The sequence below is a fragment of the Acidobacteriota bacterium genome, from assembly GCA_016195325.1.
Classification (GTDB): Bacteria; Acidobacteriota; Polarisedimenticolia; order JACPZX01; family JACPZX01; genus JACPZX01.
This window is the reverse complement of record JACPZX010000052.1, coordinates 16471-29073: the sequence shown is the minus strand read 5'-3', so window position 1 is coordinate 29073 and position 12603 is coordinate 16471. Positions and strand designations below refer to the sequence as shown.

The window sequence follows — 12603 nt, the reverse complement described above, 5'->3', positions numbered from 1 at the left end:
CGGAAGTACTTCGAGGTCAAGATCGCCTCGGCCCTCACGGACACCGGCGTGAAGATCTCCCTCGTCGCCGAGATCGACGGGGCGGTGGCCGGGTTCCTGATGGGAAGCGTCTTCTACGGCGAGTTCGGCCTTCCCGAGCCGGCGGCGACGATCGACACCATCGGCGTCCACCCCGGCTTCCGCGGGCGGCGCGTCGGCCGCGCGCTGATGCGCCAGCTCGCCATGAACCTCCGCGCCCTCGGCATCGAGTCGATCGAGACGCTCGTCCGGTGGGACGACTGGGACCTGCTCAGGTTCCTCGCCGCCGACGGCTTCGAGCCGGCCCCCCGCCTCTGCCTGCGCAAGCGGCTTTGAGGGGGGACGCCGGGCGCGCTAGACTCTCCGTTTCCCGTCAACCCGGCAGGAGACCCCGATGATCATCAGCCAGGCCGCCCGCTCGTGGGTGGATCAGGTCCAGAGCCTCTGCCGCCCCGACGACGTGGTGTGGTGCGACGGCTCCGCCGCCGAGAAGGAGAGGCTCACAAAGGCGGCCGTCCTCAGGGGCGAGCTGACCCCCCTCGACCAGGCGAAGCTTCCCGGCTGCTACCTCCACCGGAGCGCTCCCAACGACGTCGCCCGGACCGAGCACCTCACCTTCATCTGCACGAAAGCGAAGGACGACGCCGGCCCGAACAACAACTGGATGGAGCCGTCCGAGGCGAGAGAGAAGCTCTCGGCGATCTACCGCGGCGCGATGAAGGGCAGGACGATGTACGTCGTCCCCTTCATCATGGGGCCGAAGGGATCCCGATTCTCGAAGGTCGGCGTCGAGATCACCGACAGCATCTACGTCGCGCTGAACATGGGGATCATGACCCAGATGGGAGGCGCCGCGTGGGAGCAGCTCGGCGACTCGAACGACTTCACCCGCTGCCTCCACTCGCTCGGCGATCTCAGCCCCGATCGCCGCTACATCTGCCACTTCCCGGAAGAGAACGAGATCTGGAGCGTCGGCTCCGGCTACGGCGGCAACGCCCTGCTCGGGAAGAAATGCCTCGCGCTGCGCCTGGCCAGCTACCTCGGGCGGACGGAGGGATGGCTCGCCGAGCACATGCTGATCCTGGGGCTGAGGTCTCCCGAAGGGGTGACGCGCTACGTCGCCGGCGCCTTCCCGAGCGCCTGCGGCAAGACGAACCTGGCCATGCTCGTCCCGCCGGCCTCGATGAAGGGGTGGACGGCCTGGACGGTGGGAGACGACATCGCGTGGATGCGCATCGGGAAGGACGGGCGATTGTGGGCCGTGAACCCCGAGGCGGGATTCTTCGGCGTCGTGCCGGGGACGAGTACGAAGACGAACGCCAACGCGATGGCGACCATCAATCGGAACACGATCTACACGAACGTCGCGCTGAAGCCCGACGGGACCGTCTGGTGGGAGGGGCATGACGACCAGCCTGTCGCCGGCATGCTCGACTGGCAGGGGCGCGCGTGGGATCCGGCTTCGCGAGAGAAGGCGGCGCACCCGAACAGCCGCTTCACCGCGCCCGCCTCGCAGTGCCCGTCGTTCTCCCCCGAGTGGCACAACCCCGAGGGGGTCCCCATCAGCGCCATCCTCTTCGGCGCGCGGCGGCAGCGGGTCGTCCCCCTCGTCTACGAGGCGCGCGACTGGCAGCACGGGACCTTCCTCGGCGCGACGCTCTCGTCGGAGACGACGGCCGCCGCTACGGGCAAGGTCGGCGTGCTGCGGCGCGATCCGATGGCGATGCTCCCCTTCTGCGGCTACAACATGGCCGACTACTGGGGGCACTGGCTCTCGATGGGAAAGCGGATGACCAGCCCTCCGAAGATCTTCCGCGTGAACTGGTTCAGGACGGGAGACGACGGAAAGTTCCTCTGGCCCGGCTTCGGTGAGAACCTCCGGGTGCTCCGCTGGATCCTCGATCGCTGCGAGGGACGCGGCGCCTCGCGCGAGACGCCGCTCGGCCACGTGCCGACGCCGGCGGCGATCGATCGTACCGGCCTCGACCTGAGCGACGCCGCCCTCGACAAGCTCCTGCGCGTGGACGCCGCCGAGTGGCACGAGGCGATCCAGACCCAGGAGGACTTCTTCGCGAAGTTCGGCGACCGCCTCCCCGCGGGGATCCGCGAGGAGCACGAGGGGCTGGCGCGGAGGATCAGCGGGCGGTAGCCCGGAGCACCGGGAGGGGCCGCCGTCCAGGCGGCTCCTCTCCTTTCGCCCTCACCGTCCCGGAGAGGGCGGGCCAGACGTTCCACGCGAAGAGAATCATCCCCGCCAGGATCAGCCAGAAGACGATCTCGCGGAGCCGGGGCGAGCGCAGCGGCGCTCCCGAGAAGACCGGCAGGATCCTCGAGCCCATCCCCACCATCATCGTCGTGACGAAGCCGGATGCCCTCTCCCGCGCGGTGCCGGTGTGATCCCCGTCATTCGCGCAGCGCGAGATCCCGCTACGCAGTTCCCACCACGTCCGCGGACCTTTGCGCTCATAGCGGCCATGCAGTCCGCTTCATAAACCGTATCCCATTGCAGCATGGAGCCTTCCGCGCGCGCCGCGGATTCGCGCAGCGGGTGCGCGCTGGCCTCCTTCTTGCGAGCCACACCCCTCACGGAACAAGGGAATTCAGGAGGGAATCTCTTGCATCGCCACCGCGCTCTCAGAGGCCTCGCGTGCATCCTGGCGGCGCTCCTCACATCCTCTCTCCTCTCGACCACCGCCGCGGACAAGGCCCCCGAAAGCGCCGGCGTCGTCCTCACGGACGTGACGGCCGTGTCGGGGATCGACTTCACCCAGTCCTTCGGTGACGGAAAGTTCAGCAACCTCATCGAGGCGGTCGGCTCCGGCGTGGCCTGGCTCGACTTCGACCAGGACGGCTTCATGGATCTCTACCTCGCGACGGCGCGGTACCGCCCCGGGGTCAGCGAGGGGGAACCCCCGAAGGGGGTGCCGCGGAACCGGCTCTACCGGAATCGCGGGAACGGAACGTTCGAGGACGTCACCGCGAAGGCCGGCGTCTCCTGCGAGACGTGCTTCGCGATGGCGGTCTCGGTGGCCGACTACGACAACGACGGCTGGCCCGACATCTACGTCGCGAACGACGGCCCGAACGTCCTCTTCCATAACCTCGGTAACGGGACCTTCCGCGATGAGACGAGCCGCGCGGGGGTCGGGAACCCCGGCGCCTCGACGGCCGGCGTCTGGCTCGACCTCGATCGCGACGGGCTCCTCGACCTGTACGTCGCGAACTACATCGAGCTCGACGTGGCCTACAAGCGTTACTACGCCCCCGACGGCTTCCCCGGGCCGCTCGCGTACGAGCCCCAGCCCGACGCCCTCTACCGCAACCTCGGCGGCGGCCGATTCGAGGACGTCACCGCGAAGATGGGGGTGACGAAGCGCGGCCGCGCCATGAGCGCGACGGCGGCCGACTACGACGGCGACGGATGGGACGACATCTACGTCACGAACGACGCGACCGAGAACTTCCTCTGGAGGAACCGGGAGGGACGGGGGTTCGAGGAGGTCGCCGCGATGGCGGGGGTCGCGTTCAACGGCATGGCCGACCAGACGGCGAGCATGTCGGTCGACTTCGGCGATTACGACGGCGACGGCCGCCCGGACATCTACGTCTCGGACAACGCGTACGGCTCGCTCTTCCACAACGACGGCGGGCAGTTCACCGACGCGGCGGCGCCGAGCGGCCTCGCGCGCGCGAGCGCGCAGTTCGTCGGGTGGGGGGCCTTCTTCTTCGACGCCGACAACGACGGCGACCTGGATCTCTTCAAGGTGAACGCCGACCTGTCCCGCCTCTTCGGCCAGGAGCCGCAGCTCTTCGAGAACGCGGGAGGGATCTTCCGCGACGTCTCGATGAGCGCGGGGCCTTTCTTCCGAAAGCCGCTGATGGGGCGCGCCGCCGCCTTCGCCGACTTCGACAACGACGGCGATCCGGACATCGTCCTCAACAACCTGAGCGCCCCGGCGATTCTCCTGCGCAACGACGGCGGCAACCGCGGGCACGCCGTCACGCTCCTCCTGCGCGGCACCGCGAGCAACCGCGACGGGATCGGCGCCAAGGTCTCGGTGACGTCCGGCGGGAAAACGCGGACGGCGGAGCGGCGGTCGTCGGGCGGATACCTCTCGCAGAACGATCCGAGGCTCGCGTTCGGCATCGGGTCCGCGACCTCCGCCGCCAGGGTCGAGATCGCCTGGCCCTCGGGAAGGCACCAGACGCTGACCGCCGTCCCCGCCGGCAAGGTCGTGGTCGTCGAGGAGCCTCCGAGGTGAGACGCCGCATGGCCTGGATCGCAGCGGTCGTGGCCGCGCTCGCGGGCGGCGCGTGGTTCTTGCCGTCGGGATCGACCGCCGCGCGCGGGAACGGCGCCCCTTCGGATGCGATCGATCTCCCCGGCGGACGGATCCTTTACAGCGCGCCTCCTTCTCACGGCGGGACGAGCCGGCGGGGGCGCTCTCTCTTCTCCGCCGCGGCCGACGGATCGGATGTGCGGCGCGTGACGTTCGGGCTGGGCGACGAGGATAGGGCGCCCGTGCTTCTCACCGACGGGCGCGTGCTCTTCGAGCGTCGGCCGGCCGGTGGGGCCGCCGACCTTCCCGCGGCGCGGATGACCATCCACCCCGACGGCACGGGCCTCGCGGCGGCCATGGATCGGGGGGCGGGATCCGCGGGCACTTCGCCTCCCGTTCTCACCAGCGTCGTGAAGGACGAGGCGCGCACCGGCACCTTCCTCTGCCTCGATGTCCGCACGTCGGAGGTCCCCGCCGTCGCCGCTCTTCCGCCGGGCGGCGCCCTTCGCGTGCGGTTCACCCGCTCGGACGGCGCGGGTGACCTCGGCGAGGCGACCGTGCACGAGGACGGATCGTTCTTCGTCGAGGTTCCCGCCGACACGCCGCTGAGGCTCACGCTCCTCGCCGCCGACGGGCGGGCGATCGCCTCCCACGTCACCGACATCTGGGTCCGGCCGAACGAGAACCGCGCCTGCATCGGGTGCCACGAGGCGCCGGATCTCGTCCCCGAGAACCGGCGCCCTCAGGCGGTCCTTCCTCCCGCGGCCGCGCTCCTCGGAGGCCCCCATGACTGACGGGCTCCGTCCGAGAAGGCCGTGGCTTTTCGCGGCCCTCGTTCTCGGCTCGGGGATCTTCGGCGCGCGGCACTGGGCCGTCGCGCACGTCGCGCACTACACCGGTGACGCCGTCTCGACGACGCAGTGCGCGAGGTGTCACTTCGACGCGCGCGGCGGGACGCTCACGGACAGGCTGATCGCCCCGCGCTACAAGACGCCGGTCGATCTCGCCATCTGCGCCGACGGCCGGCGCCTCTACGCGACCGCCCGGGACTCCGGCTCCCTCCTCGCGGTCGATGTCGCCGCCTCGAAGGTCGTCGCCGAGATCCCTGTCGGGAGGCGGCCGCTCGGCCTCGCCCTGGACGCGGCGTGCCGGACGGCGTACGTCGCCAACCAGGACGACGACACCATCGCCGTGATCGATCTCGCGGCGGGCGCCGTCTCGGCCACCCTCCCCGCGGGGGCGGGCCCCGCGGGGCTCGCCCTCGACGCCCGGTCGAACCGCCTCTTCGTGGCGAACTCCCTCGGCGACGACGTGAGCGCCGTCGACCTCGCCTCCGGAAGGGAGACGGCGCGCCTGGCGGCGGGGCGCAACCCCGTGGCCGTCTCCGCCGCTCCCGGCGGCGGGCTGGTCCTCGTGGCCAACCAGCTCGCGCGCCCGTCGCGCCCCGACGATCCTCCCGTCGCCGAGATGACCGCGATTTCGACGCGCGACGCGCGCGTCGACTCGCGAATCGCGCTTCCCGGAGCGGACCTCCTCGGCGGCATCGCCTTCGTCCCGGGGGGCGGCGCGCTCGTCACGCTCGTCCGGCCGAAGAATCTCGTCCCCGCGGTGCAGGTCGAGCGCGGCTGGATGATGACCAACGGCTTCGCCCTCCTCGATCCCGTTCGCGCGCGCGCCGTGCAGCTCCCCCTCGACGACCCCGACGCGTACTACGCCGACCCGGCCGACGTGGCCGTCACCCCGGACGGCCGCTTCGCCTTCGTCAGCCACGGCGGCGCCGACGTCGTCAGCCGGATCGACCTCGCCGCGGTGCGCGAGCTGGTCGACGGCAGCACCGCCGCCGAGCTCGCCTCGTACGCGAACCGCCTCGGCGTCAGCCGGCGCTACGTCACCGCCCGGATCCCCACGGGATCGAACCCCGGCCGCCTCGCGATCTCCCCCGACGGGCGGCGCCTCTACGTGGCGGAGCGCCTCGACGATCGCATCGGGATCTTCGACGTCGCGCGCGCCGAGCGCGTCGGGACGATCGATCTCGGGGGGCCGCGGCACGAGACGATCGCCCGGCGCGGCGAGAAGATCTTCGCGAGCGCCCGGGCGACCCTCCAGCACCAGTTCTCGTGCCGGAGCTGTCACCCCGACGGGCACATGGATCAGCTCCAGTACGACTTCGAGCCGGACGGGATCGGCCGGAACATGGTCGACAACCGCACGATGCTCGGCATCGCCGACACCGGCCCGTACAAGTGGAACGGGAAGAACACCAGCATCTACATGCAGTGCGGCATCCGCTTCGCCCGGTTCCTGACGCGCTCGGCCCCCTTCCCCTTCGACGATCTCAACGCGCTCGTCGCCTACCTCCGCTCGATCCAGCCGCCCCGGAACCGGCTGCGCGCCGCGGACGGGAGGCTCACCTTCTCCCAGGAGCGCGGCCGGGAGATCTTCCGGCGCGCGCGGACCCGCGACGGGGCGCTGATCGCGGAGAGGAACCGGTGCCTCACCTGCCATCTCCCCCCCCTCTACACGAACCACAAGATCGAGGACGTCGGGAGCGCGGGGGCGTACGACAGCGCCCGGGGCTTCGACACGCCGCAGCTCATCGACCTCTGGATGACGGCCCCGTACCTCCACGACGGAAGGGCTCAGAGCCTCGAGGAGATCTGGACCGTGTACAACCCCGACGACACGCACGGATACACGAGCGACCTCGGGAAGAGCGGGCTGAACGACCTCATCGATTACCTGAGGACGCTGTAGGGGGTGCCATGGAGACGAGAGCCAGGGTCGCGGCGGGGGTCTTTGCGTTGCTGTCGCTTTCGGCGGGCACGGCGGGAGCTTCCGTCCTCGACCTCGCGCTCCACGGCCGGTGGGAGACCTTCACGAAGGCCGACGGCCTTCCCGCCGACGAGGTCTTCGCGATCCGGATCGACGGCGAGAGGGTCTGGGCCGGGACGCGCGAGGGCCTCGCCCTCTACGAGCGCGGCCGGTGGACCCGCTTCGGCACCGCGGATGGCCTGCCGAACGCCGTCGTCCTCGCCGTCGACGTGAGCCCGCGAACGGGCGACGTCTGGATCGCGACCATGGGCGGCCTCGCCCGCTGGTCCGGAGGAAGGATCGACGCCTTCACGCAGCTCAACAGCGGGCTCTCGAACGACTTCGTCCACAGCGTGAGGTGCGATCCGGAGGAGGACGTGATCTGGGCCGCCACCGCCATGGGGCTCAGCCGATTCGATCTCCGCACGAGAGAGTGGATCAACTTCGATCAGACGAACACGCCGATGCACGAGCCGTGGATCTACGCCGTCGGCATCGGCGACGGGAAGGTTTTTGTGGGCGCGTGGGGAGGGGGCGTGCTGGAGTACACGAAGGCGACGCGCACCTGGCGCGAGTACCGCGATCCCGACGGCTCCTTCGAGATCGATCTCTTCCCCGACGACGGCCCGGTCAATGACGTGACGTCGGGGGTGGACTACGGCGACGGCGTCCTCTGGCAGTCCGCGTACACGGGGCTCGCGCGCTACGACGGCCGGCGATGGCGCTCCTACTTCCAGGAGGACAGCGGCCTCGCGGGGAACTTCGTGAACTTCGTGCGATCCCAGGGGGCATTCGCCTGGCTCGCCACCGACCAGGGGCTCAGCCTCACCGATGGCGACGACTTCGTCACCTATCGCCGCCTCGACGACGGCCGGGGGGAGATCACCCTCTTCCGCGGTGGGAAGGCCGCGGGACGGCGCACGACGCCGACGGCGATCGCGCACAACGATGTCCTCGGCGTGGACGCGCGCGACGACGAGGTCTGGGTCGCCACGGGGCGGGGGGTGAGCCACGGCGTCCGCTCCGAACCGTCGCCGGCGCACGCGGCCGCGGGGGAGGCCGCCGCGCGCGGGGCGCGGCTCGCCGGCGCCCCCGCGGAACGGTTCGCCTACGCCGCGACGCCGCCGTCCCTCCAGCCGTACGCGGGGATGCTCCCGTACAAGGACATGTTCACCGAGCGGCCGGCGTACCGGGGGGCGGGCCGCGAGGAACCCCCTCCCGCGGATCTCACCGAGATTCGCATCGGCTTCATCGGCCCGCTGGACGTCGAGGACGGTCCCGTCGTCCCGCCGGGATTCAAGCCGGCGGCGCGCGGCGGGCTCAAGACGGTCTGGGGGCGGCGCATGCTCCACGCCGCGACGCTGGCCGTCGACGAGGCGAACGCGCAGGGAGGCTACCTCAGGCTCCCCTTCCGGATCGTGCCGCGCACCGATCTCGTGCTCTGGGGGCAGACGAGCAACGAGCTGGTCCGCTTCGCCTTCGAGGATCGCGTCTGGGCCGTCCTCTCGGGGATCGACAGCAACCACAACCACGTCCTCTCCCGCGCGTCGCTGAAGGTCGAGATCCCCGTCCTCTCGGCGGGGTCGACCGATCCGACGCTCGTCGAGCACAGCATCCCCTGGCTCGCCCGCTGCCTCCCGGACGATCGGCAGCTCGGCTATGCGCTCCTCCACGAGATCTTCGTCGTGCGGGGGCTCCGCCGCGCGGCGGTCCTCAGGGCCTCCGATCGCGACGGCCGCACGGGGGTCCTCGAGTTCAACGAGGGGGCGAAGCGGCTCGGTCACCCCATCGTTCTCGAGCAGAGGTTCGACAGCGGAGAGACCGACTTCCGCGATCGGATCGCGAAGATCGCCGGGATCGAGCCCGACGCGATCGTGCTGTGGGGAAACCCCGAGGAGACGGGGCGCGCGGTGAGGCAGATCCGCGAGGCGGGGCTGACGGTGCCTCTCTTCGGCTTCGACCGGATGACCGAGGAGCCTTTCCTGAAGCTGGCCGGAGCCGCCGCCGAGGGGATCGTGCTGGCGGCGACGATGAACCCCGACAGCGTCGAGCCCCGGTGGACATCCTTCCGCGACCGGTACCACGCCCGATTCGGCGAGGAGCCGGACGCCTTCGCGGCCCACGCCTACGACGGGATGAACCTGCTGATCGGGGCGATCCGGAAAGCCGGGCTGAACCGCGCGCTGATCCGCGACGCCCTCTTCGATCTCGAGGAATACGACGGGGTGGCCGGGAAGATCCTGTTCGACTCCGTGATGACCGACGGGGCGAGGCCGTGGCTCGCCGTGGTGGAGAAGGGCTCGCTCCGCTACAGGCAGGCCGCAGGGTGGCCCGCGCCGGCGCCGCACGCGCCCGCGGGAGGGAGGCGGCCATGACACCCCTTCCCCTGACGGGGCGGGATCCCGCGACCGACGAGATCGTCGTCCGCGTGGGGGGCGAGGAGATCGGCGGGACCCGCCTCGCGATCATCGCCGGCCCCTGCTCGGTCGAGAACGAAGAGCAGCTCCTGACGACCGCTCGCGCGGTGAAGGCCGCGGGGGCGCGGTTCCTCCGGGGGGGCGCCTTCAAGCCGCGGACGTCGCCGTACGCCTTCCAGGGGCTCAAGGACGAGGGGCTCCGCCTCCTCTCCGTCGCGCGCCGCGAGACGGGGCTGAAGATCGTCACGGAGATCCTCGACCCGAGGCACCTCGAGCGGGTGGAGGCGTGCGCCGACGTTCTCCAGGTCGGATCGAGGAACATGCACAACTTCTCGCTCCTCGACGAGGTCGGCCGCTCGCGCAAGCCCGTCCTCCTGAAGCGCGGGATGTCGGCGACGATCGAGGAGCTCCTTCTCGCGGCCGAGAGGATCGCCCTGGCCGGCAACGAGCGGATCATTCTCTGCGAGCGCGGCATCCGCACCTTCGAGACGGCAACGCGAAACACCCTCGACCTCAACGCGGTTCCGTTCCTGAAGCGGACCTCCCGCCTCCCGGTCGTCGTCGATCCCAGCCACGGCACGGGCCTGTGGTGGATGGTCCCTCACCTGTCCCGGGCCGCCGTCGCGGCCGGGTGTGACGGGCTGATCGTCGAGGTGCACCCGGAGCCGTAGAGGGCGTTGAGCGACGGACCGCAGTCGCTGACCCCGTCGACCTTCGAGACGATGATGGCGCAGGTGCGCGCCATCGCGGCGGCGATGGGGAGAACGGTGTGAGGGGAATCCTCGTCCCGTCGCTCGCCGCCGCGCTCGCGCTCTCGGGGACGGCGCGCGCCGCGGACGATCTGCGGATCGGCCTCTTCGCCCCCTCGGTGGCGGCGGAGCGGAGCGCGGGCGGGGAGGTGCGGCGCGGGTCGGAGATCGCGATCGCCTCCGCCAACCGCGGGGGGGGCGTCGCCGGAAGATCGCTGGCCCTCGTGTCGGCGGACTCCGATCTCCCGTGGGGGAAAGCGGCCCCCGCGCTGGTCCGGCTGATCTACGACGAGCACGCCGTCGCCGTCATCGGCGCCCTCGACGCGCGGACGGCCCATCTCGCCGAGCAGATCGTCACGCGATCGAGGGGCGAGTCCCTCTTCGTGACCACGTGGGCGAGCGAGACGGCCCTCACCCGCCTCCGCATCCCGTGGTTCTTCAGCGTCGTCCCGGACGATCGGCGACAGGCGGCGGCGCTCGCCCGGGAGATCTTCACGAACAGGAGAATTCCCCGCGCCGCCGCATGGGTGGAGGATTCCCCCGACGCCCGGTCGGCGCTCTCCGCCTTCCTCGGCGCCGCACCGCCGGCCGCCGTCGCCGTCTTCGGCCCGTCGCGTCCCGCGCCCTTCGAGGAGATGCGATCGTCCCTCCTGCGAGGAGATCCCGGCGCCCTCGTCCTCTTTGCGTCGCCGCGCGAGGCGGCGCGCGTCGCCGCCGCTCTGCGAGCAAGCGGGATCGCGGCCCCTGTCTTCGGAACCCTCGCGCTCGCGACCCCCGAGTTCCTGGCATCTCCGGACGGATCGGCGGAGGGGATCGTTCTCGTCGCGCCCCGAGCGTCGGACCCCTCGATCGACGCGGCATTCCGCGCCGCGTACCGCGCCCGCCACGGCGCGGAGCCGACCCCTCTCGCCGCGTACGGGCACGACGCCGTCCTCGCCATCGTGGCGGCCCTGCGTCGAGGCGCGCCGGGATCGGCCGCCTCGCTCGCCTCGGCCCTCGCCGCGGTGCGCCTCGAGGGGGCCACCGGCTTCATTCAATTCGACCCCCGGCGCGGCCGCGACCTCGAGCCGGCGCTCGCGATCGTCCGATCGGGAGCGCTCGTCCCCCTCGCGGCCGAAGGAGCGAGCCGATGATCTCCGCACCCTCGGGCTTTGGGATCGCGGCCGCCGATCGCGGGCGCGGAGGCGGCGCGGCCACGACCATCACGGTCTCGCGGATCGAGACGCGCACGTCGACCGAAATCCACCTCGGCGCCGCGCCCACGGCAGCGGAGGGCGACTTCGCCTTCCAGGCATCATCCATCTACGCGGAGCTCTTCAGAGAGCTCCGCTCTTGGGGGGCCTCCCCGCGCGACATCGTCTCGGAAAAGGTCTTCTTCAGCGACATCGAGGGGCAGATCGAGGACTTCCGCCGCATTCGCGGCGGATTCGATCCCCACGACGCGCCGGCCCTGACCCTCGTGGAGCAGCCTCCCGCGGTGCCGGGTAGGCTCTGCGAGGTCCAGTCGACGGTGATCCTCCCGGCGCACGGCGCGGAAGTCTCCGCGACGCCGGTCACCGGCCTCCCGGAGGGGGCCTCCGGCAAGGTCCTTCTGACAGGGGACGGCGTCCGCCATCTGTACCTCTCGAACATCACGGGGGCTCCGGGCCCCAGCGCCGGATTCGCCGCGGAGGCGACGGAGTGCTTCGATCGCGCCGACGCCGCCCTCGTCCGGGAGGGGCTCACGTTCAAGGACGTCGTGAGGACGTGGATCTACGTCACGAACCTCGAGCGGGACTATGCCGCGCTCAACCGGGCGCGCCGAGAGTTCTTCCACACGCGCGGCGTGCGGACGCCCCCCGCGAGCACGGGGATCCAGGGGTCGATCGCCCCGGGCGGCCGCGGCTGCGGCCTCGATCTCCACGCGGTGGCGCGGAGCCCCCGCGTGCGCCGAAGCGTCCTCCACGCGCCGTCGATGAACGAGGCCCCGTCCTACGGCGCGGACTTCTCGCGCGGGATGAGGATCGATCTTCCGGATCACACGGTGATCCACCTCTCCGGCACCGCCAGCATCGACACCGGCGGGCAGGTCGTGGCTCCCGGCGAGATCGAGGGGCAGGTGGATCGGATGCTTCATAACGTCGAGCATCTCCTCCGCGGCCAGGGGGCGGTGTACGGAGATGTCGTCTCCGCCGTCACCTACCTCAAGCGCGCCGAGTTTCTCGAGCCCTTCCAGCGCGTCGCCGCCCGGCGCGGCTTCCCGCCGCACGTGCCGAACACGTTGTGCGTGGCCGACGTCTGCCGCCCCGAGTGGCTCTGCGAGATCGAGGCCGTCGCCATCATCTAGAA

General features: G+C 71.1%; 9 protein-coding genes and 1 pseudogene. 9 read left to right on the top strand and 1 reads right to left on the bottom strand.

The genetic code is table 11. From position 1 onward, the window contains the following. On the top strand, positions 1-354 hold a 354-nt coding region (locus HY049_10330; protein ID MBI3449297.1), incomplete at its 5' end, for a GNAT family N-acetyltransferase. 58 nt (positions 355-412) lie between these two features. Next, positions 413-2167, top strand: coding sequence for a phosphoenolpyruvate carboxykinase (GTP) (locus HY049_10325; GenBank protein ID MBI3449296.1), 1755 nt, complete (start codon positions 413-415; stop codon positions 2165-2167). Here HY049_10325 and HY049_10320 read toward each other — a convergent pair. Continuing rightward, complete coding sequence (locus HY049_10320) at positions 2154-2357, bottom strand: hypothetical protein (protein MBI3449295.1); 204 nt, start codon at positions 2355-2357, stop codon at positions 2154-2156. The genes HY049_10325 and HY049_10320 overlap by 14 nt on opposite strands. Positions 2358-2633: 276 nt before the next feature. On the opposite strand from HY049_10320, the gene HY049_10315 reads away from it, so the two are divergent. The 7 genes and pseudogenes from HY049_10315 to HY049_10285 all read left to right on the top strand — a co-directional run bounded on the left by HY049_10315 (position 2634) and on the right by HY049_10285 (position 12601). Further along, on the top strand, positions 2634-4280 hold the full coding sequence (locus tag HY049_10315) for a CRTAC1 family protein (protein MBI3449294.1): 1647 nt from the start codon (positions 2634-2636) through the stop codon (positions 4278-4280). Continuing rightward, a complete protein-coding gene (locus tag HY049_10310) occupies positions 4277-5092 on the top strand; it encodes a hypothetical protein (protein MBI3449293.1) in 816 nt (271 codons plus the stop codon). The genes HY049_10315 and HY049_10310 overlap by 4 nt, the downstream gene beginning before the upstream one ends. After that, positions 5085-7052, top strand: a complete 1968-nt coding sequence (locus tag HY049_10305; GenBank protein ID MBI3449292.1) for a hypothetical protein — start codon at positions 5085-5087, stop codon at positions 7050-7052. The genes HY049_10310 and HY049_10305 overlap by 8 nt, the downstream gene beginning before the upstream one ends. 8 nt (positions 7053-7060) lie before the next feature. Then, on the top strand, positions 7061-9484 hold the full coding sequence (locus HY049_10300) for an ABC transporter substrate-binding protein (protein ID MBI3449291.1): 2424 nt from the start codon (positions 7061-7063) through the stop codon (positions 9482-9484). Next, a pseudogene (gene aroF / locus HY049_10295) lies at positions 9481-10299 on the top strand (3-deoxy-7-phosphoheptulonate synthase). Before HY049_10300 ends, aroF begins: the two are co-directional and overlap by 4 nt. Further along, positions 10296-11408, top strand: a complete 1113-nt coding sequence (locus HY049_10290; GenBank protein ID MBI3449290.1) for an ABC transporter substrate-binding protein — start codon at positions 10296-10298, stop codon at positions 11406-11408. Before aroF ends, HY049_10290 begins: the two are co-directional and overlap by 4 nt. Further along, positions 11405-12601 (top strand): hypothetical protein, encoded by a 1197-nt coding sequence (locus HY049_10285; protein ID MBI3449289.1) that lies wholly within the window; start codon positions 11405-11407, stop codon positions 12599-12601. The genes HY049_10290 and HY049_10285 overlap by 4 nt, the downstream gene beginning before the upstream one ends. The last annotated feature ends 2 nt before the right edge of the window (positions 12602-12603 follow it).